We start from the raw sequence: 25,187 nt of genomic DNA on the forward strand, positions 1-25,187 counted from the left end.
CAGCCCGCCGAGCCAGTGGAAGTCGTCGGCCGGACCCGTGCGATCAGATCGCGCCGAGGTCGATCTCCACGGGGAACGGAGCCGAGACCTTGACGACGCCCGTGAACATGTCACCGGTCCGATAGGCCATGGTCGCCGGGTCGAGGACGTAGGTGTAGACCAGCGGGACACCGGTCGCTGCTTGTTCGATCCGCCAGTAGAAGGCGATGCCGGCCCTGGCGTACTGGTCGACCTTCACAATCCGGTCGGTGGTCTCCGAACCGGGCGAGACGACTTCCGCGACGAGCAGCACATGTTCGGGGCGGGTAGGGGTGAGGTCGATGGTGTCCGCGCGATAGACCACGACGTCCGGGCGGCGATTGGTGAGCGGAACATCTTGGAGCCGGACGTCGAAGTCGATGTCGGCGTTCCAGTCCGGTCCGGATGCGGCATCCAGCGCATTCGCCAGCATCCGGGCCAACCGGTTGTGGCGCTTCGACGCGCTCGGGCTCACAACGACCATCCCGTCGACGATCTCGATACCCGCACTCTGCTCCTCGGACCAGGAGTCGTACTCCGCTGCCGTGATCTGCTGATGCATCCACGCGGGCAGCGCTGTCTCGGCAGTCATCACGCGCTCCTCCCGGACACTATCGGTGCGGGCTCGACCCGCTGGACACAGTTTACTCGAGCGCGCTGTTCCTCGATGTAGGTCCGAGTGCTCACTGGCTGCGCCGTCACGGTTGTCATCCGGGTCGGGGCCGCCCTCGTGGTTGACGAGGGCGGCCCGACTCGACGTCGAAAGATCAGGCGACGGTGGCGGATTCGATGATGACGTCGTCGACCGGGACGTCCTGGTGGGGGCCCGCGTTGCCGGTGGAGACGGCGGCGATCTTGTCGACGACCTCGGTGCCCTCGGCGACCTTGCCGAAGACGGCGTAGCCCCAGCCCTGGCCCTGCGGGGCGGTGTGGTTGAGGAAGGCGTTGTCGGAGACGTTGATGAAGAACTGGGCGGTGGCCGAGTGCGGGTCGTTGGTGCGGGCCATCGCGACGGTGTACTTGTCGTTCTTGAGGCCGTTGGTGGCCTCGTTCTGGATCGGCGCCTGCGTGGGCTTCTGCTTCAGGCCGGGCTCGAACCCGCCGCCCTGCACCATGAAACCGGGGATGACGCGGTGGAACACGGTGCCGTTGTAGTGGCCGGCGTTCACATAGTTCACGAAGTTGGCGACCGTGTTCGGCGCGGCCTGGTCGTCCAACTCGAGCACGATCTGTCCGTAGTTGGTTTCGAGATTCACCTTGGTCATGCCGTCGAGTCTAGGGAGGGGAGGGGTCGGGAAGAGACCGGGGTCCGAACCACCGCGGGCCGGTGGCGAAATCGCGGCCGGGCGCCCGGTGGGCGGCACCCGGCGCGAATATTGCCTAGGATGTGTGGGGAACCCGCGTGCGAGTGCGAGACGCACGCGGGTTCCTTTTATACACATCCGGGTAATTCACCGAATTCGAGCCGACCGGCCGGTCGATTCGAATTCACCCCGGAATTATCAGGGGCCGACCGTGATCGGCACCGACGGGGTGGTGGTGTTGGTGACCTTGTAGACACCGGTCACCGACCCCGTTGTCGCGCTGGTCGGGCAGCCGAAGCCACCGGTCACCTTGATGGGGGCCGGGGAATTCGTGGCCTGCACCGTCGACGGGTTGCCGTTGGTCCAGGTGCCCGCGAGCGCGGCGGGCGCGGTGGGCGCGACGACCACCTTGCACGACGCCAGACCGCTGGTCTGGATGACCATGCCACCGGTCGGGACGTTGATCGAGCCCGCGATCGGCGACCCGTTCTGGCCCGTGATCGACCAGCTGCCGCTCGTCGTCACGGTCGCGCTGACGCCCCACATGCTGGTCGAGCAGCCGGTGAAGCTGGGCGCGCTGATCGGCACGGTGACCGGGCCGCTCGGGTTGGTATTGCCCGGCGCGGCCGGCACGGTGCCGGTCGCGGTCGAGGTCGTACAGGTGATCGTGACGCCACCCGCCACGGCCTTGACCACACCCTGGTTGGTGGCCTGGACCGCGGCGCCGGCCGGGCTGACCGTCGTCGAGGCCTGGGCCGCGGCGGGGCCGATGCCCAGCGACGCGGCCGCGATCGCGCACCCGGCGGTCGCCACTGCGGTGCGTGCGAAGAAGTTGCTGTGGAACATGCGTACTCCTTGGTGAATTCGACATCTCCGGGATGTGAAGATGTCGTGTTCAAGAGTACGAAGGCCGTAATTCTGTAGCGCGCAATTCGGGACTACCATTTCATTCGGGAACCTTCGCGTTTCGGCCTCCGGGAAATCGCCCCGCATTTAAAATGTGGGACCTGTTACCGTCTGTAACAGTTACCCCTTTTCGTAGCTATATGCACCGTGCACACTGGTACCATCGAAAAACTCCTGTGCCGCACCCGCTCGACGATTGGCCGCCTCGCCCGGACCTGGATCGATAGCGGATTCGCATAGCGGCGAAACCTCCGGCCGGGTGGCGCGAGCCTGTCGGCGCCGGCAGTCGGCGCACGTCGCATGCTTAATGAAACGCTTGAGCTTCACACCATAGCGCGGTCCATGTCCGACGGCATGGCGTGCGACCCCTCACAACCACCCTGGTGCGGATACCATGGCGAACCGTGCCAGACGCCGCAACAGCTGTTCTCACCAAGCCACCTGCCGAACCGGTGGCGTCCCCGAAGGACTTCCGGATCGCGCGATGGATCGCGCTCGTCGCCGGAATCCTCGGCGCCCTCTTCGCGGTGGCGACGCCGTTCCTGCCGGTCACCCAGACGACCGCGCAGCTGAACTGGCCGCAGAACGGCAAGCTCGGCAATATCCAGGCACCGCTGATGTCGCAGGTGCCGATCGACCTGAACGCCACCATCCCGTGCGCGGCGGTCGCGACGCTGCCCGCGCAGGGCGGCATGCTGCTGGCCACCGCGCCGCCGCAGGGCGACCGGGCCGCGCTCGAGGCGCTGTTCGTCCGCGTCTCCGACACCTCCGTCGACGTGGTCGACCGCAACGCGGTGGTCGCCTCGGCGGACCGCGCGGCGATGGACGGCTGCTCGGCGATCGTCATCAGCTCCGATCAGAACCGCACCACGGCCGAGTTCACGGGCCTGACCAAGGAGATCGAGCGGCCGATCCCCGGTCAGCCCGGCGCGGTCGAGACCGTGCAGGTGCCGGTGCAGGGTCAGCTCGCCGGTGATCTGCGGCCGCAGATCGTCGGGGTGTTCTCCGATCTCAAGGGCGAGGTCCCGCCGGGACTGTCGCTGACCTCGACGATCGACTCGCGCTTCTCCTCCAGCCCGTCGGTGATCAAGCTGGTCGCGATCATCGCCGCCGTGCTGTGCACCCTGCTGGCGCTGGGCGCGCTGGCCGCGCTCGACGGCAGCGACGGGCGCGGGCACCGCCGGTTCCTGCCGAAGAACTGGCTGAAGCCGACCTGGGCCGACGGCGCGGTCATCGGCACGCTGCTGGTCTGGCATTTCGTCGGCGCCAACACCTCCGACGACGGCTACATCCTGTCGATGGTGCGAGTGGCCCCCGACGCGGGCTACACGGCCAACTACTTCCGCTGGTACGGCGTCCCCGAGGCGCCGTTCGGCTGGTACTACTACGTCATCCAGGTCTTCGCCGAGATCTCCACGGCGAGCCCGTGGGTGCGCCTGCCCGCGCTGCTGTGCGGAATCCTGTGCTGGATGGTCATCAGCCGCGAGGTGGTGCCCCGCCTCGGCAACGCGGTGAAGCGCTCGCAGGTGGCGCTGTGGACCGGCGGCCTGGTGTTCCTGGCGTTCTGGCTGCCGTTCGACAACGGCCTGCGCTCGGAGCCGATCGTCGCCCTCGGCGCGCTGCTCACCTGGGTCTCCATCGAGCGCGCCATCGCCACCGGCAGGCTGCTGCCCGCCGGGATCGCGGTGCTGATCGCGGCCTTCACCCTGGCCGCGGCCCCGACCGGCCTGATGTGTGTGGCCGCGCTGCTGGCCGGCATCCGGCCGCTGGTGCGGATCATCGTGCGCAGGCACCGGCAGTTCGGCACGCTGCCGCTGCTGGCCCCGATCGCGTCGGCGGGTCTGCTGGTGCTGGTCGTGGTCTACGGCGACCAGACCTTCGCCGGCATCCAGGAGGCCAACCGGGTGCGCCAGGCCACCGGCCCGAACCTGGCCTGGTACGAGGACTACCTGCGCTACTACTACATGTTCGTCGAGACCGTCGACGGCTCGCTGGCCCGGCGCTTCGCCTTCCTGGTGATGCTGCTGTGCCTGTTCACCACGCTGCTGGTGCTGCTGCGCCGCCGTCAGGTGCCCGGTATCGCGTCGGGTCCGACCTGGCGGCTGATGGGGATCGTCTTCGGCACGATCTTCTTCATGATGTTCAACCCGACGAAGTGGACCCACCACTTCGGCGCCTACGCGGGCATCGCGGGTTCGCTGGCCGCGGTCACGGCGGTGGCCGTCTCGCAGAGCGCGCTGCGCTCACGCAAGAACCGGGCGATCTTCCTGGCCGGGTTGCTGTTCGTGCTCGCGCTGTCGTTCTCGGGCATCAACGGCTACTGGTATGTCTCCAGCTACGGCGTGCCGTGGTTCGACAAGACCATCTCGCTGCGCGGGATCAACTCCAACACGGTGATGCTGATCCTGTTCGGTGTGGCCTTGGCGCTGGTCGGCTGGTACGCCCTGCGCGAGGACTACGTGAAACCGCAGCCGTCGGCGAAGACCGTGCGGGGCAGGCGGATCCGCAAGTTCGCCGCCATCCCGCTGACCGTCGTGGTCGGGCTGATGGTGCTGTTCGAGGTGCTGTCGCTGGTCAAGGGCGCCACCCAGCAGTACCCGGCGTACTCGCTGGCCCGCTCCAACATCGACGCGCTGGGCGGCAACGCCTGCGGCCTGGCCAACGATGTGCTCGTCGAGTCCGACCCGAACAGCGGCAGACTCGATCCGATCGTCGATCCGGCCACGCCGCTCACCGACCCGAACGATCCGCTGGCCGGAACCGGCTCGGTCGGCTTCACGCCCAACGGCGTGCCGAGCGATCTGTCCGCGGACGCGGTCGAGGTGAAGCCGGGCACCGGCAACACCAGCAACCAGTCGGTCGGCGCGGCCTTCGCCGAAGGCGAGAGCGCGGGCACCGGCGGCGGTGAGGGCGCGCGGGGCGTCAACGGGTCGACCGTGGCCCTGCCGTTCGGGCTCGACCCGGCGCGGACCCCGATCCTCGGCTCCTACCAGGAGGGCGTGCAGCAGCCCGCGCACCTGGAGTCGTCCTGGTACGGGCTGCCGGCCCGGTCCGACGACTCGCCGCTGGTCGTGATCTCCGCGGCGGGCCGCATCGCCTCCAAGGACGACACCGGCGCCGACAAGTACGGTCAGTCGCTGCTCGTGGAGTACGGCACCCGCAACCCGGACGGCAGCGTCACCACGCTGGGCACCTACCTGCCCCGCGATATCGGCCCGTTCCCGTCCTGGCGCAACCTGCGCGTCCCGCTGGCCGACCTGCCCGCCGAGGCGAACGCGGTCCGCATCATGGCCAACGACCCGATCCTGATCGGTGACCAGTGGCTGGCGTTCACCCCGCCGCGGGTGCCCAAGCTGCAGACCCTGGACACCTTCATCGGCCGCACCCAACCGGTGCTGCTGGACTGGGCCGTCGGCCTGCAGTTCCCGTGCCAGCGGCCGTTCGCGCACAAGAACGGCGTCGCCGAGGTGCCGAACTACCGCATCCTGCCGGATCGCCCGCTGGCGATCTCCTCCACCGATACCTGGCAGGCCGAGGAGTTCGGTGGCCCGCTCGGCTTCTCGCAGATGCTGGCGAGCCGGGTGACCATCCCGACCTACCTGAAGGACGACTGGGCGCGGGACTGGGGTTCGCTGGAGCGTTACGACCAGTACCTCAAGGCCGAGCCCGCGCAGCTGAAGACGGGCACCGAGACCCGCGACGGCCTGTGGACGCCGGGACCGCTGCGCGTGTTCTGATCGACGCCGGACAGTAGGAAGGCGCGGACCCACTCGGTGGGGCCGCGCCTTCTGTCGTTGGCGGGGTAGCAGGAGTCAGACGTTGAGCATGCGACGGTTGAGGTCGCGACGTAATACCTCTTGCGAAGGCAATCTATCCAGCACCCGCATCACAGCCGGTCGTAGTTCCTTTTTCTCGTCATCGCTGAGCAGCTCGACGAGATCTCGCAGATCCATGTCATCGAAGGCTCCTGTCATACCCAACAGGGTACGTGCTCAAACCAGGGGACGGAGGGCATTCGGCAGGCATTTACAGGCGTTTCACGTACACGAAACGCTAACGGCCGCTACGATTTTCGCGCCGTACATGCGTATACGCCCGGTCACTGCCCTTCCGCTGGCACAGTCACACTCGCCCGTCCGCGTGGCCCCTACTGCGCGCGGATCGCCGGCTCCTTCGCCCGTCCCGACTGGTTCACGACCGTCACCGAGATCTCGGCGGGCGGCGCGGGCTGGTAGGGGGTGAAGCGCTCCAGTGCGCCCCAGTCCCGGCCGAGGTCGTGGTCGAGATAGGTGGGGACAGTCTCGGCCTTCAGCAGCAATCCTGTCCACCCGAGCGGTCCGCCGCCGATGTCGTCCTGCCAGGCGTTGGAGGCGTCGGAGCCGACCCGGTCGGGCAGGATCCGCCACTGCGGTGCCTCGGCGACGCCGTCGTGGTGATCGAAGGGCCGCTGGCAGGGGAAGGCCAGGCCGACGTGCCAGTCCAGCAGCACCGGGTCGGTCTCGCCGACCACCGATTGCAGCGTCGCCAGCTTCGGCAGCCGGGGCGGCGTCACGGCCAGCCACTGCTTCTGGGTGATGTCGTTGTCGGCGGCGACCAGGCGCACCGCGTTCACGCCGGCCGGCAGCTGATCCAGCGGCACGCGCAGGTTGCGCCAGGACGGCGCGGGGCCGATGTCCATCGGCGCGACCGAGCCGGTCATCGTGACACTGCCGTCGGCGGCGCGCGTGCCGTATTCCAGGCGCAGGTCCTGGCCGTAGTGCACGACGCCGTCGGTGTCGACGTAGCGGATGCGCCCGGCCGCGGTGACGACGAGCGCCTGGTAGGCCGGGTCGTCGCGGACGGTGTCGAGGTCGAGGCGGTACCACTGCGAGGTCAGCTTGGCCTGCTGCTGCACGCCGTCCTGATAGGAGCCGAGGACGGGCGTGCGCGCGGGGTCGAGGCCGAACGGCAGCGCGACGGTGCTGCCGTTGATGCCCGATTCGGTGCTCGTCCCGCCGCCGGTGCCCGCGCCGGTGGTGTTGGTGGTCTTGTTCGCGGAGTCCTTGTCGACCGAGTTCGCCCCGCCGACCACGGTCTCGTCGGCGTCGGCGGTGAGGTCGGCGGCGACGCCGTTGGGGGTGAAGCCGGTGGATTCGGCGCTCAGGCCGTCGGCGGGGGCGCCGGTGTAGGGGGTGAGCAGCGAATCGGCGGTGTTCGTCTCCACCAGGACGTCGTTGGCGAGTCCGCAGGTGTCCCCGGCCAGCGACTCGATGTTCGACTTGGCGATCGAGTAGGCGGGGTACTGGGTGAGCGCGCCCTTGGCCATCGAGGCCACCTCGAACAGCACCAGCAGCGCGGCCGCGATGGTCAGCGGCATGGTGGCCAACCGGTCGAAGCGGTTCGGCGCCGACGGCGTGCGGTAGGGATCGCGCAGATGGAAGTAGAGCGCGACCAGCAGCGCCAGCACGGCGAGTCCGAGGAACAGCGTCGAGATGCCCTTGCCCGCCACCAGCGGCGCCTTGTCCCAGAACGGCACGCCGTAGCTGGAGACGTACCACCAGCCGTTGGACCCGGTGAAGGTCATCGCGAGCAGGAAAAGCACCGCCGCGGTGAACAGCGCGCGATTGCGTGGCGCGCGGATGCCGTTGGCGCCCACCGCGACCGCGGCCAGCGCGGCCAGCGACCCGGCCAGCCCGGCGTACACGCCGAAGTGGTGGGTCCACTTGGTCGGCGTCCACATCATCAGCAGCAGCGCGCCGAAGACGATGCCGAGGATGCGCACCGACGGCCCGCGCGAGGTGCCGGGGATGCGGCCCTTGCGCAGCACCTGCAGGACGCACACGAGCAGGCACAGCAGCAGCACCAGCACGCCGAAACGGCGCGCCAGCGAGCCGTCGGGGGAGAGCATGAACAGCGAGTCCCAGCGGGTGCGCTCGTCGAACCAGGCCACGTTGGGGCCGACGAGCGTGCGGACCCGGGTGGCCTCCATGACGGTGGCGAGGGTCTGGTCGGCGAAGACCACGATCAGGACCAGCGTGCCCGCCGCCAGTCCCGGCGCGAGCAGGGCGGCGTAGCGGAAGAACGTGGTCGCCGGCGACAGTCGAGGACGCTCGCTGTTCGTGGTGCTCGCGTCGGCGGGATCGGCGTCCGCCGCGTGCGCGTCGGCGGCGATCCGGCGCGGGCGCACGCCCTGGGCGCGCTTGATGATGATCTGCATGACCGGCCTGGTCCCCGCGATGAGCGCGGCGATGCAGATCAACCCGGTCGGCCCGGCGGCCAGCGAGAACGCGGCGACCAGGATCGCCAGCGCCGCGGGCAGCAGCCGGGCGGTGGCGATGGCGCGTTCGATCAGGCACCAGGTGAGCAGCGCGCCCGCCGCGATCAGCGGCTCGGGGCGCAGTCCGTTGTCGTAGGGCAGCCAGAACGCCAGGAACACCAGCCCGGCCGTCCACAGCGCCACCTTGTCGCGGCGCACCCGGGCGCCCAGGCGCGGCAGTACTTCCCGGCTGATCACCGCCCAGCACACCAGGCCGGCGGCGAGGGCGGGCAGGCGCATCCAGGGGCTGGCGTCGGAGACCTTGGTCATCCAGGCCAGCAACTCGTAGGACCAGCCGAACGGGGCCTCGGGGACGCCGAACCAGCGGTAGTAGTTGGCCATGTAGCCCGACGGGCCCGACGCACGGGCCATGTTCAGGATGTAGCCGTCGTCGGAGGTGTTGGCGCCGATGACATGCCAGCCCAGCAGCGTCACGACCACGACGACGTCGGTCGGCGTGATCCGCCACCAGTGCCGCGGCAGGAACCGGCGCGCGCGCCTGCCGTCGGTGGTGTCGAGCAGATGCAGCGCGATCAGCGCGAGGACGGTGAGGACCGCGGCGGCGATCATCGTCACCAGCTTGAGCGTGGTTGGCGTGGAGGTGAAGCGGGAATCGATGTCGGCGTGCACGCGGGCGCCGCTGAGCGCGGCGGCGTCGAGATCGGTGAAGACGCCGACGATCTGGGGCCGCTTGTCGACGGTGACGGTGTTGCGGAACGGGCTGCCGTCCTGGCGCGTCACCCCGGTGAACTCGACCGTGGTGGCCGCGATGGTGGAGGTGATGGTGATCCGGTCGCAGTTCGCGATCTCGGCGACCGGCGCCGAGAGCATCGGCACGTCGCGCGCCTGCACCCCGAGCACCCCGTCCCGCACGGCGACGGTGAGGCCACGCGAGGTCTGGCCGGAGGCCGCCGGGATGGTGCCGACCAGCGTCGTGGTCCCGGTCTCGGGCAGGTCGCGCAGCACCGTGCACGGCAGCTGCGCGTCGAGCTGCTGCGGCACATACGACACCAGCGGGGCCTCGACACTGGTCGCGCCGGGTTGCGGCCAGTCCAGGCTCGCGCGGTCCTGGCGCACCGGCAGCAGCGGCGTCAGCAGGGCAAGCACGAAACCGAGGAGCCCGCAGACGAGGGCGACCATGCGGTATCGGGTGAACGCTCGTTCAGATCGCAGCACGGGGGTTGATGCTAGCCATCGAACCTGTGCGCGACTCGGCGCCGCGGCACAACGGGGCTCAGCCCGTCCGGCGGTCGCTCCAATCGAGCTGCGTGCGGGCCCAATCGGGGATCTCGGCGGCGGGGCGCGGGAAAGCGTCGAACTCGTGCCGCAGGTCCTCCTCGGAGACCTCCGGCATCCAGTCCGCGACGGTGCCGGTGGCGAAGGTGGCCTTGTAGCGGGTGGGCCCGGCGATGAAGATCTCGGCGCTGAGCCAGGTGCCGACGCTCGGGTCGTAGGACATGCGCTTGTGATCGATCAGGTACTCGAGCACCTCGGCCGGCGGCACCATGTTGGTGACCGATCCGTCGCGCTCCTTGACCTGCACGCCCGCCACGGCCTGCTCGCCGACCTGCAACGACCACAGCAGCGCGAACTTCTGGCCCGGCGCGAGCATCGCGATCGCGGCGTCGACGACCGTCTGTTCGATCTCGCCGAGCGTGGCCAGCTGTTCGCGGGGCGCCGGCTCGGGTTCTTGACGGTGCGGACGTGTCAGCAAGAGATCGATCCGCTCGGGTCTGCTGAGCGTCATAGCTATACCTCTGCATCCGTACCGATCAGCACTACCAAAACTGATTTCGGTCGGCCGAACTTCCAACATTTCGCAGCGTACCCGCCCCGCGACACGAACCGTGCGGTTTGTTGACACTGACCGGACATATTGTGGTCTATCGCGTTCCCGCATACCAGTAGCTACCGGGTGTCGATCAACACAACAGCCGGTTGTGTGCTTCTGACCAGCGCGTTCAGGCCGCGGAAGCGCGCAGCGCGAACCAACCGTCCAGTGGGTCCGCGAATCCGTGATAGACGAGCGGGATGCGTTGATCGATCCCGAAGTACCGATAGACCGCCGCCATCGCCTGGCGCACCGAATGCGCCTGGAAATCATCGATGCGGCGCGGGCCGATGCGGTGCTCGGGCAGCAGATCCAGCCGGACCAGCTCCGCCGGATCGTCCACGTCCAGACCCCACGGTTGCGGTTCCTCGATGAGATGGTCGTGCAGGACGGTGCGCGCGGTCGGCGGATCGTGGCGCGGGCCCGCGAAGGCGACGCGCTCGAGGTGGGCGAGGCCGCGGGTGCTCAGCGGCGTGCGGACGGCTTCGATCAGCTCGATCAGTTCGGTGTCGGGTTTCGGCTCCGGTATTCGTCCCGCGACCGGGGCCTGTTCGAGCAGGTGCAGCATCTGCCCGCCGCGGACCAGGGGCTCGGGCACCACGAAGAAGCTGATGCTCGGGCAGGAGCAGTTCAGGCCGGTGAGGCACACCCTCGTGTGCAACGGATCGGACATACGTCCTCCTCCGGTAGCGGGTCGCCGAGACCCGTGACGTGCAGGATCGAAGATTCCAACGCCATCCGCCGTGGTGCTCGCCCGCCGGCGGCGACCGTGCCGCACCAGTCAGTGTAGTGCTGTCGAGCGGCCTCGACACCGGGTTGCGGCAGAACGGAAACGATCCGGTGGGCCGGTCACGGCGGCGTGGACTCGGTATAGCGGCGGGCCAGGGTGCGCAGGTGCGCGACCAGTTCGGGTGGACCGTCGACGCGGAAATCCATCATCAGCATGCTCAGGTAGATCGCGATCGTCTCCATCGCGTCGGCGCCGGTGTGCAGCAGGCAGGTGCGCGCGTCGATCGGTTCCACCACCCCGACCGCGGGATTGATCCGGGCGATGACGGTCTCGGCGGGCGCGAGGACCGTCACGCGCGCGTGCACCCGCCAGCCGGTGGTCGCGATGTGGCGCATGACGAAGGCGACCAGGTCGTCATCGGGCAGCCTGCGGGGGGCGAACACCCGGCTACCCGGGCTCGCACGGGTGATCCGGGCGGCCGGAATCGCCTCCCAGGCATGGGTTCTCATGCTGTAGGCGACCAGGTACCAGCGGCGTTGCCAGTTGATCAGGCGATACGGCTCCAGTTCGACGCCGTCGTCGACGGTGACCGCGGTGGTGCGGCGCACCGCGTCGGCCAGGGTGGTGAGGATGCCTGCCGCAACCGGGGCGTCGGGCTCGCGGGAGCCGGTGGTGGCCGGGCCGATCTCGGTGGCCTCGTGCAGTGCGGAGACCTTGCGCTGCAAGCGTTTCGGCAGGATCTGCTCTATCTTGCGCAGGGCCCTCGCGAGCTGGTCGCCCAGATCGGAGACGGCGAGCGCGCCGTCGGCGGCCACGGCGATCGACAGGGCGACGGCGACCGCTTCCTCGTCGTCGAGCAGCAGCGGCGGCATGGTGGCGCCGCGGCCCAGCCGGTAGCCGCCGATCGCGCCGCGTTCGGCGTGCACGGGGTAGCCGAGCTCGCGCAGTCGCGCGATGTCGTTGCGGACGGTGCGTTCGGTGATGTCGAGGCGTTCGGCGAGTTCGCGCCCGGTGTAGGCGCGGTCCTGGAGCAGGGCGAGCAGACGCAGGACGCGGGGTGTCGTCGCGGCCATTCCCACCTCGTCGGAAGTCGTGGAGAAATTAGGAAAGAAATGAGCCTAATAGGTTTCTAGGCTGGAGTCATCACCGAGAAGGAAGGCTTCATCATGAACAGCACCGCAGCCCTCGAGACCGTCTGGCGCGACGTGGTCGCCACCTCCTACCAGGCCCTGAGCGACGTCGTCGCCGGCGTGGGCGCCGACCAGTGGGACCTGCCGACCCCGTGCTCGGAATGGACCGTCGCCCAGGTCGTTCAGCACGCGGCGGGCGACCAGCTCGCCTACGCCGCCGCCCTCGGCGTCGGTCCCGGCCCGAGCTACAACCCCTTCGACCCGTCCGGCACCATCGACGGTTCCGCCATCGAGCTGGTCCGCGCGGCCGTCGACGAGACCGCCGCCGCCTGGGCCACCGTCGCCGACGACACCGCGACCGTCCCCACCCCGCTCCCGCACGGCGAGCTGCCCACCCCGGTCGCCGCCACCCTGGCCGCCCTCGACGCCGCCGTGCACGCCTGGGACATCGCCGTGGCCACCGGCCGGCCGTCCCCGCTCACCGCCGACCTGGCCACCCACCTGCTGACCGCGGCCCGCACCGTCCACGCGGCTCCCGGCAGCGGCGACGACGCCGAGATCATCGAACCCCTGCGCCAGTGGGGCGCCTACGCCCCCATCGTCGAGACCACTTCCACAGGCCCGATCGACGACCTGCTGCACTACCTCGGCCGCCCCACCGCCTGAGCGACGAGCGGTGTACGTGCTGCAGAGTGTGTACCGCGTGCCCCGCCCGCAGGTAGCCGCGCTGACCCGTGCGGCGGATCGAGCCAGGGATCAGCGGCGGACGGTGATCAGGGTGAAGGGGCCGATGTCGGTGGTGGTGAAGGCGGGGTCGGTGAAGAGGGTCTTCGGGAAGGCGACCGTGTAGCGCTTGACGTTCGGGTCGTTGGGGTAGACGTCCTCGGCGAGGCGCAGGGTGTAGGTGTCGCCGTCGCGGCGGAAGAGGAAGGCGTCGGGGGCGCGCCAGGGTGCGGTGGCCATGGCGTCGAGGAGGGCGGGGGACGAGTCGAGTTTGCTCCAGGCGGCGATGGTGGCGGCGCGGGCCTTGAAGTCCGACAGCGGGTTCGCGTAGTGCGAGGTGAGGGCCTGGAAGCCGAAGTAGGGGTAGAAGGCGAGGAAGCTGGTGTCGGCGGTGAGGACGACGGATTCGTCACGGGGACGGCCGGTCCGAGCCAACAGGGCTTCGTCCACGGCGTGGTAGTAGGCCACGGCCGAGGGCTTGCGCTTGTCGGCCCGCTCGCCGAAAGTGCCGTCGGCGGTGGGGGTATCGGTGGGCACGGTATCGGTGTAGGCGGTGTCGATCTCGTGGGTGAGCACGGTCGGGATGTGCTGGGCGAAGGCCAGCGCGCCCAGCACCGCGAGCACACCGGCCGCGATCCGCGCCGGCGCCGGCTCGTGCAGCGCCCGGTAGATCACCCCGGCGAGCTCGACGAACCCGAAGACGCCCGCCGCGGCGAGGACCGCGAGCAGCACCGGCTCCAGCCGGAACGAGAGCAGGGTCGTCCCCGCCGCGGTCGCTGCCATCGACAGCAGGGTCCACAGATAGATCGCCAGCACGCCGAGCCCCAGCGCCTGCGCCCGCCGCGACGAACCGGCCCGCAGCACCAGCCACAGCGTCCCGAGCAGGCACAGCGCACCTCGCAGCGAGAACTCCAGCATGGGGAACGCCAGCTCGGCGCCCGACTGCGGCAGATAGTGGAAGGCGTTGCCGGACGGCAGCTTCGCGCCCGACAGCATTTTCAGCAGGTAGGGCGCCCACACCACCAGCGCGAGCACCACGGCGATCGCGCCCATGGCGACCAGCTTGGTCAGCGGCGCGATCGCCGCCCGCCACGGCGCCGGGCCGCCGACCGCGCGCGGACCGCCGACCCTGGGACGCAGGTCTTCGCGCCGCGTGTACACCGCGACACCTGCTGCCACCACGGCCATCAGCACCACGGTGAATGCCGCGATCGCCAGGTACAGCGTGTAGAAACAGGCGGCGACGCCGAGGAACAGCCCCGTGCCGAGCACCGCGCCCCAGCCACCCGAGGATCGGTGCAGCGCACCCCAGGCCAGCACCAGCACGGGCGGAAGGAACACCACCAGTACCGCCCCGTACGCCTCGGGCGAGGCGTACGCCAGCGTCATCGCCGTCACGGCCGCCGCGGCGCCCACCGCTAGATCGGCGCGCACCAACTGGGTCCACAGCACCAGCGCCACCGCCGCGGCGATCGCGAGCAGCCCGATCGCGTACGGCTTGAACACTTCCCAGCCGTCCATCCCGAGCACGTTGCCCACCCGGCCACCGATCCAGAACCACCCGGCCGGATAGAACGGCGGGATGTCCACATAGGTCATATCCCGCAGCGCGGCGCTGTCGGTGAGCCGGGTCAGGTACTCGGTGCGGAACTCCTGATCCACCGAGACACCGAACAGGTAGAGCTTGGTCGCCGCCAGCGGCATCCCGAGCGTCACCGTCACGAAGCTCGAGATACCCACCCAGGAAGCCAGTTTCGCGACTATCGGCCACTTGCGCAGCCGGATCAGCAGCACCGAGACGACGAGCAGCGCGACCGCGACGACCTGTCCGACGGTCGTCAGCGCCCGAGTCACGTTGGAGGAGTTGAACGCAGGCCACTGCACCGCCGAGAAGGCGTACAGGCCGACCGCCGCGACGACGAGCGCCACCAGCGCCGCCGCCGCGCCCTCGGCGAGCCCTGACCCGATCCTGCGCCCCGTCCGCACCTCATCGTTGGTCGTCATCGGCGCGCAATCCTCCGGCTCCACTGGGCTCCACGGTCCGGGCCAGCCTAGTGGAGTCGGCCCGGTCGGTCGGCTCGGCCGACGACGGATCCGAGCCGGGCACGGCGTAGTCGGTGAACGAGAACTGCCGCACCCTCGGAGAGGATGCGGCAGTTCAGGACGAGCGGTGGATCAGATCGGCAGCTTGCGGAAGATCGGGCGCGGCACATGGCGCAGCGCCGACATCAGGAAGCGGGCCTCGCCGGGCGCCCAGACGATCTCGGTGCCCTTCTCGGAGGCGGCGACGGCGAGCCGGGCCACGTCCTCGGGATCGACCGTGAGCGGGGCTTCCTTGGAGCCGGTGGCCTCCCAGTGCGCCTTCGTCGCCGAGGTGCGCACCTGCATCGGCCGCACCACGGTGACGCGCGGACCGTGCGGGCGCAGCGCCTCGCCGAGGCCGAGGTAGAAGCCGTCCAGGCCGGCCTTGGTCGAGCCGTAGACGAAGTTGGAGCGACGGACGCGCTCACCGGCCACCGAGGACATCACGATGAACCGGCCGTGGCCCTGCGCCTTGAACTTGTCGCCGACCAGCACGCCCACCGAGACACCGGCGGTGTAGTTGATGCCGACGGTCATGACCGCCTTGCGCTGGTTCTGCCACAGCTCCTCGGCGTCGCCGAGCACCCCGAACGCCACGATGGCGACGTCGACGTCACCCGCGGCGAACGCCTGGTCGACGACCTTCGGGTGCGACTCGGTGTCGAGCGCGTCGAAGTCGATGACGTCGACCTGGGTCGCGCCCGCCGCCTTCAGCGTGGCGACCGCGCCCTCGAGCAGCGGATCGCCGGGCAGGTTGGCCAGCACGACCCGGGCCGGGCCCTTGCGCAGGTACTCGGCGCAGATCGCGAGACCGATCTCGGAGGTGCCGCCGAACAGCAGGATGGTCTGCGGGTTGCCAACTGCGTTGATCACTGGAGCTCCAGCCTCCTGGCCATATCGGACATGAACACGCCGGTCGGGTCGACGCTGCGGCGGACCTTGATCCACTCGTCGATCCGCGGGTACATCTTGTGGAACGACTCGGCGCTGGTCCGCGAGTCCTTGGCGGTGTAGAGCCGGCCGCCGAACTCGAGCACCCGCCGGTCCAGATCGCTGACGAACTCGTTGAGCCCGCGCGAGATCGGGAAGTCGACGCAGATGTTCCAGCCCTCCATGGGGAAGCTCAACGGCGCCTGGTTGCCCGGGCCGAACAGCTTGAACACATTGAGGAAGGAGTAGAAGCCGGAGCCCTGGATGTCGATGATGATCCGCTTGAACTCCTCGACCGACTCCGGCGGCACCACGAACTGGTACTGCAGGAAGCCGTTGGAGCCGTAGCCACGGTTCCACTCACCCAGCATGTCGAGCGGGTGGTAGAACTGCGTCAGATTCTGGACCTTGCCGCGGTAGGTGCCCGACTTGCGGTACCAGACCTCGCCGATCGGGCCGAAGGTGTACTTGTTGGCCAGCCCGTTCGGGAACACGTCGGGCAGGGTGAAGAAGGTCTTGCCGTTGAACCGCAGCGGGTCCTTCTGCAGCTTCGCGGGCAGCTGGTCGAGCTTGGCCAGGTTGCCGCGCGAGATGGCGGCGCGACCCAGCTTCGGCAGCGGGCTGATCGCGTCGAACCAGGCCGAGCTGTACTCGTAGTTGCCCTCGGAGCCGTCGCTGTGGAAGGCGATGGTCTCGTCGAGGGTGGCGGTGACGTCGCCGTCGGCGATGAAGTACGCCGTCTCGGTCGGCGTCATCTCGATGGTCGCGCGCAGGATGATGCCGGTCAGTCCGCAGCCGCCGATGGTCGCCCAGAACAGCTCGGGGTCGGACTCGGCGGTGATCGTGCGGACCACGCCGTCGGCGGTCAGCAGGTCCATCGAGCGGACGTGGTTGCCGAAGCTGCCCGCGCTGTGATGGTTCTTGCCGTGGATATCGGAGCCGATCGCGCCGCCGATGGTGACCTGCCTGGTCCCGGGTAGGACGGGCACCCAGAGGCCGAACGGCAGCGCCGCCTTCATCAGCTGATCCAGATCGACACCGCCGTCGACGTCGACCAGGCGGGTCGCGGCGTCGATGCGGTGGATCTTGTTCAGCGCGGGCATGTCGATCACGAGGCCGCCCGCGTTCTGCGAGTTGTCCCCGTAGGAGCGGCCGAGGCCACGCGCGATCACGCCGCGTCGCAGGTGCGCCGGCTTGGAGTCGTTGTCCTCGGCGACCATGCTCACGGCCTTGACGATCAACTCGGGATCGCTGGTCGAGAGCACTTCGGCGGAGGTGGGTGCGGTGCGACCCCATCCGGTGAGCTTGCGCGTACGCGTATTCAGCGCAAACGCCTCGCCGGTGGCGGTCGGAATGTTCTCGGACATCGGCTAAGAGGCTACATGCATGGCGGGACACGCGGCCGGTCTCGTAGTCTTCCTCACGTGCAAGCCCAACCGCATCTGCCGCTTCCCGCCGAGATTCCGCTGGTCGACGAGCCCGGTGGAACCGACGTAGACCTGAAGACGCAGATCGTGCGGTTCACGCTGACCGGCGGTCTCTCGGCGATCGTCGACTACGGCATCTACAGCCTGCTGCTGAACCTGCTCGGCCTGCCGGTGAGTCTCGCCAAGGCGATCAGCTTCGTCTGCGGGACGACGACCGCGTACCTGATCAACCGGCGCTGGACGTTCAAGGCCGAGCCGAGCAGGGCGCGGTTCATCGCCGTCGTCGTGCTCTACGCGGTCACCTTCGCCGTGCAGGTCGGCATCAACGCGGCGCTGTACTTCGCGCTGCCCGGCGAGTGGTGGCGGCAGCCGCTGGCGTTCGTGATCGCGCAGGGCACCGCCACCGTCATCAACTTCGTCGTGCAGCGTGCGGTGATCTTCAAGATCAAGTAGGTCAGCTGGCCTTGGCGGGTGCGGGCTGCTTGCCCGCCTTGACGCCGAAGTAGTCGCCGCCCTTGGCCCTGACGTTGTCGGTGCCCCACTCGCGCCGATCCCGCGCGACGGGCACCATCTGCGGAATGTGCTTGCGGCAGTGGATGTAAGCCTCTTCCACGTCGACGACGACCCACACCTGCGAGGTCTTGCCGCGTTCGGCGGCGGGTAGATCGCCGACGGTCGCCCGTAGCTCACTGTCGGCAACCATGCGAGCCTTGCCGTTGATGTGCAGACCGATCAGATCGCGCACGAAGTCGATCATCAGGATTCCGACATGGGGGTTCTCGAGGATGTTGCCGAGGCTGGCCATCACCCCGTTACCTCGATATTCGGGGTACGCAATCGTGCGTTCGTCGATCACGTGCAGGAATCCCGGTGTGCCCGCCCGGAAACTGGCGTCGCATTCGCCGTGCGCGTCGGCGGTGGAGATGAAGGCCATGTCCATCCGCCCGACGAATTCGACCATCGACGGGTTCAGGTAGTCGATCACCTGGTCGTCGTAGAAGCGTCCAGCCCTTTCGGTCGTGCCCAACGTGTCCTGAAGCTCGTGCTCTCCGTCGCTGCCGACGTGTTTCTCGGGCATCGGGGCCCCCTCTGCTAGCCGAACCGGGTGATGCGGGTTTCGCGCTGAAACCCCCGCTTGTGACCGCAATCTCACCCAGTGTAGGGGACTGTCACGAGCCGTGGGGCGAGTCCATTGTTGCGAATGGTACGAAAGTCCGGTTTGCGCAAGGGTTTCCCGAGGTAGACCGATCAGACCGGTTCTACCTTCACCGGCACTCCGTTGAAGACCGCGGTGCCGGAGATCGCGTCGACCACCGAATCGTCGGTCAGCACATTGGCGTTCACGCCGGCGTGCGCGCTGGCTACCGATTGCGTGGTGCTCGCGCCGTGTCCCCAGCCGTGCGGCAAACTCACCACGCCGGGCATGATCGTCGGCGTCTGCTCGACCTGGACGGTCAGCGAGCCCGCCGCCGAGCTGATCGCGGCCTGCTCGCCGAGGCCGAGTCTGGTCGCGTCGTCCGGGTGGATCTGGAGGGTGCAGCGGTTCGATCCGCCGACCAGACCGGCGATGTTGTGCATCCAGCTGTTGTTGGAGCGCAGCTGCCTGCGCCCGATCAGCACCATCTCCGGCGCGCTCGCCGCCAGCCTGCCGCGCAGCCTGCCGACATCGTCGAGCAGCAGGCGCGGGGCCAGGTCGACCCGGCCGGTTGCGGTGCGCAGGACGCCGGGCAGGCGCGGCCGCAACGGGCCAAGGTCGAGGCCGTGCGGATTGTCGAGCAGGGTGCGCAGGCTCAGTTCGCCGCCGTTCCACGCGCCGTAGGGGCCGAGCTTGAGCATCAGGTCGATGCGCTGTTCGGTGGTGTCGACGCCGTCCAGCTCGTCGCGCCGGTCGCTCATCCCCGCCTTGTGCAGCATGCCGGCGATGACCAGCTCGTCGACCACGGCGATCGGGCTCGCGGCGCCGGTGCCGTCGTGCGGCTGCCCGCTGACGGCGGCGGCGAGCCGCGCGATGACCGCCGACTCGGACGGCCGCCCGTCGAGCGGGACCAGCGGCGGCGAGTAGCGCGCGTAGTTGCGCACCGCGAACTGCAACAGCGCGAAGTCGTAGTGCGGTGACTGCACCGAGCGCGGGGGCGGCAAGATCACCTTCGCGTGCCGGGTCGTCTCGTTGACGTACCGATCCACGCTGACCATGAAGTCCAGCTCGGCCAGCCCCCGGTCCAGCCGGGCGCCGCTGGGCGCGGACAGCACCGGATTACCCGCGACCGTGACCAGCGCCCGGATCTGGCCCTGACCGGGGGTCTCGATCTCGTCGGCGAGGGTCGCCACCGGCAGTTCGCCCATCGCCTCGGGCAACCCGCGCACCCGGCTGGTCCAGCGGCCCGGCCGGAACGGCTTGCTGCGCGCGATGCCGCCCGCCGCGGCGGTGGCGAACATGGCGCCGCCGGGGGCGTCGAGATTGCCGGTCAGCGCGTTGATCGCGTCGACCAGCCACTGGGTGACGGTGCCGAACTCGGCGGTGCAGGTGCCGATCCTGGCGTAGACGGCCGCCGTCGGCGCGGCGGCGAGGTCGCGGGCCAGGGCGCGGATGGCGTCGGCGGGAATGCCGGTGCGCTCGACCACCGCGTCCGGGGCGAACTCCTGGGACGCGGCGCGCAGCTCGTCGAGGCCGTCGACCTCGATCCGCAGGTCGACCAAGTTCTCGGCGAAGAGCGTGTGGATCACCGCGAACAGCAGGTACGCGTCGGCGCCCGGCCGGATGAACAGATGCTCGTCGGCGAGGTCGGCGGTCCTGGTCGCCCTCGGGTCGACGACGACGAGCTTGCCGCCGCGCGCCCGCAGCGCCTTGAGCCTGCCGGGAAAGTCCGGCGCGGTGCACAGCGAGCCGTTGGATTCGAGCGGGTTCGCGCCGAGCATCAGCAGGAAGTCGGTGCGGTCCAGGTCGGGGACCGGCACCGTCAGCGGGTCGCCGAACATGAGCCCGGCGGCGACCTGCTTGGGCATCTGGTCGGCGGTGCTGGCGGTGTAGATGTGCCGGGTGCTCAGCGCGCGGATCAGCGCGGGCAGATACAGCGCCCCCGCGACGGTGTGCGCGTTGGGATTGCCGAGGTAGATCGCGGTCGCGCCGCTGCCGTGCGCCGCGTTGACCGCGGCGAACCCGGCCGCGATCAGGTCGAAGGCCTCGTCCCAGCTCGCGGGGCGGAACGTGTCGCCCTCGCGGATGAGCGGGGTGGTGACCAGGTCGGGGTCGTCGTCGAGCTTGCCGAAGCTCGCGCCCTTCGGGCAGAGGAAGCCCTTGCTGAACGGGTCGTCGCGATCGCCGCGGACCGAGAGCACTCGGTCGGCCTCGTCGAGGGTGATGGTCAGGCCGCAGACGGCCTCACACAGCGGACAGGTGCGTAGCAGCGTTCGCGGAGCCATGTCCCCATCCTTACGCCGCGCGCGGTGCCCGGGTTCGAAAACGCCGAAAACCCTCGACCGCGACGTCGGGGAGGCGTCGCGGTCGAGGGTTCGGGCTGTTGGTTACCTCAGCTGGCCAGGGTCAGCGTGGGGGTCAGGGTGGCGCGCTTGCGGCTCGCGGCGGCGCGGACGGCGGCACCGAGGGCGACGACCGGCGGGACCCAGCGGGCCTCGGACGGGGCGACGCTCCAGGCGGCGGAGCCGGCGGCGAGCTGGGTCGGGGGCAGCGGGATGCTGGCACCGTCGGTGTGCACGACGACACCGGCCTCGCGCATGGCCTCGATCGCCATGGCGGCCTTGCGGACGCCGGTGACCAGGTGGATCTCGCGACGCTCCTGGCCCGGGATCTCGATCACGGGGCCGGACAGGTTGTTGGCGCGCAGGAATCGGCGGACCTCGCCCGCCATCTCACCGGTGACCTCGATAGCCGAGATGTCATCGTCGGTGATCAGGCACAGGCCGTTGGCCGTTTCGGCAACCGTCCAGCCCCGCGCGGCGTACTCCTGCGCGGCGGCACCCTTCTCGGTGCCCGTGGTGGTGGTCGGAAACGTCGTGCGCACTGTGTTCTCCATTCCCCGAAGAGCTCTGTTCCTGCGTTCATGGGTCGTATCGGCTGGGGGTGGCCGTCTTGTTACGCCGTTACCGAAAAATATTCGAGAGTGTCTGCTTCGTCTCAGTTCGCTCACCTTCGCTATCGGAGGATCGAGCCGATCCGGCTTGGCGTGCGGGCCGAAAACGGGCAGGATTCGGACCATGACCGATGCGCCGGGTACGTCCTCGTCTCCCGACGGAGATGCCGAGGAGTTCGAAGCCGAATCACGCTGGCTCTCTTGGAAAGAGACCGATGTGAAGCGCGCGGGCGCGCGGTCGGGGCAGGCCGCCGAAGGCGAGGAATTCCCGGACGATTCGGACATACCGCGCGACGCGGGCTTCGATGACCCGTTCCGCAGTACCGGATCCGCCAAGCAGTGGGCCGCCGAAGTGCTGCGTTCACTGCTCGATGTCCAGTTCCGCAGGCCCGCGACCAGGACCTTGCTGCCGCTGGCCTACATCCTCGGCGTCGTCTCCTTCGGTATCGGCGTCCCGGTGGCGCTCACAGTGCTGATGTGGAAGGCCTCGGTCCTGCTGGGCATCCTCGCCGCACTGGTCGCCGTTCCGCTCGGCCTGACCATCGCGGCCTCGGTGCGCCTGATGCTGGAGTTCGCCGACAATGCCGCCCGGCTCGCGGGCCGGGTCGAGCACATCAGTGAGCTGGCCGATGGACTCTTCCAGGCGCTCTCCGATGTCGCCGAACCGGTGAACCAGCTCTCCGAGGACGTGCGGGCCGTGCAGTTCTGGCGGTTCCGGAAGAAGAAGTAGCGATCGCGCCTGGAGCAGGCCCCAAAACTATGTGGTGCGCGTTGTCCGATTCATTGTGAAACAATCCGTACGCAGATCCGACGCCTATTGTCGGCTGCGTAGGGCGGTCTCCGAAAGAGAATGGGGGAGACCGGATTTGGATACAGGGGGGCAGTATGGCTTCACCACAGGGCGTCACCGGTTCGACGATGCCGCGCAGGCAGCTGGGCAGGCACTTACGTGACCTGCGCAATCAGGCGCGGATGACGACCAGGACCGCGGCGGCGCAACTCGAGTGGTCGGAAGCGAAGATCTGGCGGATCGAGACGGGGCAGACGTCGTTGCGCAGCCTCGACGTCGAGGCCATGTGCAAGGTGTACGGCGCGCCGGCGGAACTCGTCGAGCCGCTGGCCGCGCTGGCGCGCGAAACCAAGGCCAGGGGATGGTGGACGAGCTACGGCGATGTGATCCCGGAGGGCTTCGAGGTCTACATCGGCCTCGAGGAGGCCGCGACCTGCCTGTCGATCTACGAGGACGGCCTGGTCCCGGCGCTGCTGCAGACCGAGGACTACACCAGGGCGTTGCTCGAGCAAACCGTCCCCGGCCTGACCGAGGAGGATCTCGAGCGCAGGCTGCGGGTGCGCGCGGCCAGGCAGGCGCTGATCACCCGTGCGCAGTCGCCGCTGCGATTGCGGGTGGTGCTCGCCGAAGCGGTGCTGACCAGGCGCATCGGTGACGATCGGGTGCTCGCCGGCCAGCGCGCGCGACTGCGCGAGCTGGCCGAGCTGGACACGGTGCGAATCCAGGTGGTCCCCGGTGATACCGGGTATCACGCGGGGCTGGAGTCGGGCCGGTTCGTGATCCTCGACTTCGGCATCGACGGTTCGCTGGACCGGCCGGAGCCGCCGGTGGTCTTCGTGGAGACCTTCGCCGGCTCGGCTTACCTGGACAAGCCGAACGACTACGACCGCTATCGCGGCGCGTTCACCGACATCAGCGCGGCGGCTTCCGCCGAGCTGTGACCCCGGCTCCTACCAGGAGTCGGCGAGCACCGAACGGTGTGTGGGCAGGGCCCGGTCGTAGACCGCCCTGCCCTTTTCCGTGACCCGGACGAAGATGGCGCGGCGGTCCTCGGCGCACATGGTGCGCTCGACCAGGCCGTCGCGTTCCAGTCTGGCCACCGCGCGCGAGAGCGCGCTCTGACTCAGGTAGATGTCACCCGCCAGCTCGGTCATCCGGTACTTCTGACAGTCCGCGTCGACCAGTCGATCGAGGGTCTCGAACTCGCTGAGACCGATGCGGTGTTCGTGCTGAAGCGCCTTCTCCAGTGCGCAACTCACGGCGGCGTGCCGTCCGAGCAGTTCGCGCCACTGGCCGACCAGCTCGGTGGGCGCTCCATTGCGCCGAGCTGATGCTGTGGCCGGGTTCGACATGGCCCCATCTTAGTGGTCCGGGCATCTCCATGCAACGGCATTTTATGTGTTGGCATTTAATGCGCACGCATGTAATGTTCGCCGCATGACTTCGCCAGCAACGCTCTCGGCCGCAGATCAGGCGACCGATCCGACCACATGGTCCGCCCGGCTCTGGGGCATGCTGATCACCCTGTGCATCGTCCTGTTCCTCGACGGGCTCGACGTCTCGATGATCGGCGTCGCGCTGCCGTCCATCGGCGCCGAGCTCGATCTGTCCACCTCCACCCTGCAGTGGCTCGTCAGCGGTTACGTCCTCGGTTACGGCGGCCTGCTGCTGCTCGGCGGCCGCACGGCCGACCTGCTCGGGCGCCGCAAGGTCTTCCTCATCGCCCTGGCCGTGTTCGCGATCGCCTCGCTGGTCGGCGGCCTGGTCAGCGATCCGGCCCTGCTGATCGTGACCCGCTTCATCAAGGGCCTGGCCGCCGCGTTCACCGCCCCCACCGGCCTGTCGATCATCACCACGACCTTCGCCGAAGGGAAAGCGCGCAACAAGGCGCTGTCCATCTACACCGTGTTCGGTGCGGGCGGCTACTCGATGGGCCTGCTGTTCGGCGGCCTGATGACCGGCGTCGGCTGGCGCTGGACCTTCCTGCTCCCGGTCCCGATCGCCCTGGCCGCGCTGGCCGCCGCCTTCGTGCTGGTGCCCAAGGACGGTAAGGCCGAGGAAGGCGGACATGACCTGCTCGGCGCCCTGCTGTCCACCGCGGGCATGCTGCTGCTGGTCTACACCGTGGTCACCGCGCCGGAGGTCGGCTGGACCTCGGTCCGCACGGTCGCTTCGTTCCTCGCCGTGATCGCCCTGTTCGCCGCGTTCGTGATCACCGAGCAGCGGGTGCGGCACCCGCTGGTGCGGCTGGGCATCCTGCGCAAGGTGTCGCTGGTGCGGGCCAGCCTGGCCATCATCGCGGTCGCCGGTTCGTACTTCAGCTGGCAGTTCATCGTCACCCTGTACCTGCAGGACACGCTGGAGTGGTCGGCGCTGAAGCTGGCGATGGCCCTGCTGCCGGTCGGCATCCTGGTCGTCGGGTCGGCGTTCTTCTCCGAGAAGCTGATCGATCGTTTCGGCACCGGACCGGTCATCGCCGTCACCATGTCCGTGATGGCCGTGGGCTACCTGCTGTTCCTGCGGGTCGACACCGCGCCGGACTACCTGACCGTGCTGCTGCCCGCCATCCTGCTGATCGGCATCGGTTGGGTCGGCTTCCCGGCGATCAACGTGCAGGCCACCAGCGGTATCGACGACGACGAACAGGGTCTGGCGGCCGGCGTGCTGCAGACCTCCATGCAGGTCGGCGCGGCCATCGTGCTCGCGGTGACCACCGCGATCGTCACCTCCGGCACCCACGGTGCCGGCGCGACGCCGCAGCAGATGCTCGACACCTACCGGCCGGGCCTCGAGTTCGCCGCGGGCGTCACCATCGTCGGCGCGCTGGTCGCCCTGACGGTCTTCCTGCCGCGCCGCAGGCAGCGGGTCGTCGCGGCGCCCGCCGCGGAGGAGAAGCTGCTGGAGACTGTGTAGATGGCGGCTGGCGCCGCGGG

Annotated in this window: 21 protein-coding genes; 6 read left to right on the top strand and 15 right to left on the bottom strand. The window is 69.1% G+C overall.

What is annotated here, in order from left to right; genetic code table 11:
* Positions 1-43: 43 nt before the first annotated feature.
* The 3 genes from V8688_RS02905 to V8688_RS02915 all read right to left on the bottom strand — a co-directional run bounded on the left by V8688_RS02905 (position 44) and on the right by V8688_RS02915 (position 2,168).
* Complete coding sequence (locus V8688_RS02905; RefSeq protein ID WP_218721233.1) at positions 44-610, bottom strand: Uma2 family endonuclease; 567 nt, start codon at positions 608-610, stop codon at positions 44-46.
* A gap of 175 nt (positions 611-785) precedes the next feature.
* Entirely contained in the window at positions 786-1,283 is a 498-nt protein-coding gene (locus V8688_RS02910; RefSeq protein WP_218721234.1) for a peptidylprolyl isomerase, read from the bottom strand.
* Between the two features lie 237 nt (positions 1,284-1,520).
* Positions 1,521-2,168 (bottom strand): hypothetical protein, encoded by a 648-nt coding sequence (locus tag V8688_RS02915; RefSeq protein ID WP_218721235.1) that lies wholly within the window; start codon positions 2,166-2,168, stop codon positions 1,521-1,523.
* 464 nt (positions 2,169-2,632) lie between these two features.
* Between V8688_RS02915 and V8688_RS02920 the strand changes: the two genes are divergently transcribed.
* On the top strand, positions 2,633-5,965 hold the full coding sequence (locus V8688_RS02920) for an arabinosyltransferase domain-containing protein (protein WP_316573152.1): 3,333 nt from the start codon (positions 2,633-2,635) through the stop codon (positions 5,963-5,965).
* Positions 5,966-6,040: 75 nt separating this feature from the next.
* Here the strand turns inward: V8688_RS02920 and V8688_RS02925 are convergent, their stop codons facing one another.
* From V8688_RS02925 to V8688_RS02945, 5 genes are all read right to left on the bottom strand, one after another.
* Positions 6,041-6,202 carry a hypothetical protein gene (locus V8688_RS02925; RefSeq protein WP_218721237.1) on the bottom strand — a complete coding sequence of 54 codons (162 nt, stop codon included), beginning with the start codon at positions 6,200-6,202 and terminating at the stop codon, positions 6,041-6,043.
* A gap of 173 nt (positions 6,203-6,375) precedes the next feature.
* Positions 6,376-9,663, bottom strand: a complete 3,288-nt coding sequence (locus V8688_RS02930) for an arabinosyltransferase domain-containing protein (RefSeq protein ID WP_342800117.1) — start codon at positions 9,661-9,663, stop codon at positions 6,376-6,378.
* A 94-nt stretch (positions 9,664-9,757) separates the two neighbouring features.
* Entirely contained in the window at positions 9,758-10,270 is a 513-nt protein-coding gene (locus V8688_RS02935; protein ID WP_218721238.1) for a hypothetical protein, read from the bottom strand.
* Between the two features lie 214 nt (positions 10,271-10,484).
* The gene (locus V8688_RS02940) at positions 10,485-11,027 is read right to left on the bottom strand and encodes a hypothetical protein (RefSeq protein WP_316573153.1); all 543 of its coding nucleotides are present in this window, start codon (positions 11,025-11,027) and stop codon (positions 10,485-10,487) included.
* A gap of 176 nt (positions 11,028-11,203) precedes the next feature.
* Positions 11,204-12,157 (bottom strand): WYL domain-containing protein, encoded by a 954-nt coding sequence (locus tag V8688_RS02945; protein WP_218721240.1) that lies wholly within the window; start codon positions 12,155-12,157, stop codon positions 11,204-11,206.
* Between the two features lie 93 nt (positions 12,158-12,250).
* On the opposite strand from V8688_RS02945, the gene V8688_RS02950 reads away from it, so the two are divergent.
* Positions 12,251-12,880: a TIGR03086 family metal-binding protein gene (locus V8688_RS02950; RefSeq protein WP_218721241.1), complete on the top strand. Its 630-nt coding sequence runs from the start codon at positions 12,251-12,253 to the stop codon at positions 12,878-12,880.
* A gap of 90 nt (positions 12,881-12,970) precedes the next feature.
* Here V8688_RS02950 and V8688_RS02955 read toward each other — a convergent pair whose 3' ends face one another.
* The 3 genes from V8688_RS02955 to V8688_RS02965 all read right to left on the bottom strand — a co-directional run bounded on the left by V8688_RS02955 (position 12,971) and on the right by V8688_RS02965 (position 17,316).
* On the bottom strand, positions 12,971-14,941 hold the full coding sequence (locus tag V8688_RS02955) for an arabinofuranosyltransferase (RefSeq protein ID WP_342800098.1): 1,971 nt from the start codon (positions 14,939-14,941) through the stop codon (positions 12,971-12,973).
* A 171-nt stretch (positions 14,942-15,112) separates the two neighbouring features.
* Positions 15,113-15,892, bottom strand: coding sequence for a decaprenylphospho-beta-D-erythro-pentofuranosid-2-ulose 2-reductase (locus V8688_RS02960; RefSeq protein WP_218721243.1), 780 nt, complete (start codon positions 15,890-15,892; stop codon positions 15,113-15,115).
* Positions 15,889-17,316, bottom strand: a complete 1,428-nt coding sequence (locus V8688_RS02965) for an FAD-binding oxidoreductase (protein ID WP_218721244.1) — start codon at positions 17,314-17,316, stop codon at positions 15,889-15,891. Before V8688_RS02965 ends, V8688_RS02960 begins: the two co-directional genes overlap by 4 nt.
* A 15-nt stretch (positions 17,317-17,331) precedes the next feature.
* Between V8688_RS02965 and V8688_RS02970 the strand changes: the two genes are divergently transcribed.
* The gene (locus tag V8688_RS02970) at positions 17,332-17,829 is read left to right on the top strand and encodes a GtrA family protein (protein WP_255588564.1); all 498 of its coding nucleotides are present in this window, start codon (positions 17,332-17,334) and stop codon (positions 17,827-17,829) included.
* Between the two features lies 1 nt (position 17,830).
* On the opposite strand, the gene V8688_RS02975 is transcribed toward V8688_RS02970, so the two are convergent.
* From V8688_RS02975 to V8688_RS02985, 3 genes are all read right to left on the bottom strand, one after another.
* Positions 17,831-18,454, bottom strand: a complete 624-nt coding sequence (locus V8688_RS02975) for a pyridoxamine 5'-phosphate oxidase family protein (protein ID WP_342800099.1) — start codon at positions 18,452-18,454, stop codon at positions 17,831-17,833.
* A 170-nt stretch (positions 18,455-18,624) separates the two neighbouring features.
* Positions 18,625-20,796, bottom strand: a complete 2,172-nt coding sequence (locus tag V8688_RS02980) for a molybdopterin-dependent oxidoreductase (RefSeq protein ID WP_342800100.1) — start codon at positions 20,794-20,796, stop codon at positions 18,625-18,627.
* Positions 20,797-20,903: 107 nt separating this feature from the next.
* Positions 20,904-21,407, bottom strand: coding sequence for a hypothetical protein (locus V8688_RS02985; protein ID WP_218721247.1), 504 nt, complete (start codon positions 21,405-21,407; stop codon positions 20,904-20,906).
* Between the two features lie 181 nt (positions 21,408-21,588).
* On the opposite strand from V8688_RS02985, the gene V8688_RS02990 reads away from it, so the two are divergent.
* Together V8688_RS02990 and V8688_RS02995 are read left to right on the top strand one after the other, a co-directional pair.
* Positions 21,589-22,194, top strand: a complete 606-nt coding sequence (locus V8688_RS02990) for a DUF4282 domain-containing protein (protein WP_218721248.1) — start codon at positions 21,589-21,591, stop codon at positions 22,192-22,194.
* Positions 22,195-22,349: 155 nt separating this feature from the next.
* Entirely contained in the window at positions 22,350-23,195 is an 846-nt protein-coding gene (locus V8688_RS02995) for a helix-turn-helix transcriptional regulator (protein WP_218721249.1), read from the top strand.
* A 9-nt stretch (positions 23,196-23,204) separates the two neighbouring features.
* Here the strand turns inward: V8688_RS02995 and V8688_RS03000 are convergent, their stop codons facing one another.
* The gene (locus tag V8688_RS03000) at positions 23,205-23,606 is read right to left on the bottom strand and encodes a MarR family transcriptional regulator (RefSeq protein WP_218721250.1); all 402 of its coding nucleotides are present in this window, start codon (positions 23,604-23,606) and stop codon (positions 23,205-23,207) included.
* A gap of 85 nt (positions 23,607-23,691) precedes the next feature.
* Here V8688_RS03000 and V8688_RS03005 point away from each other — a divergent pair, with 85 nt between their 5' ends.
* Positions 23,692-25,167 (top strand): MFS transporter, encoded by a 1,476-nt coding sequence (locus V8688_RS03005; RefSeq protein WP_218721251.1) that lies wholly within the window; start codon positions 23,692-23,694, stop codon positions 25,165-25,167.
* Positions 25,168-25,187 lie beyond the last annotated feature (20 nt).

Origin of the sequence: Nocardia sp. No.11 (assembly GCF_038752175.1) — a bacterium.
In the GTDB taxonomy this organism is placed as follows: Bacteria; Actinomycetota; Actinomycetes; order Mycobacteriales; family Mycobacteriaceae; genus Nocardia; species Nocardia canadensis.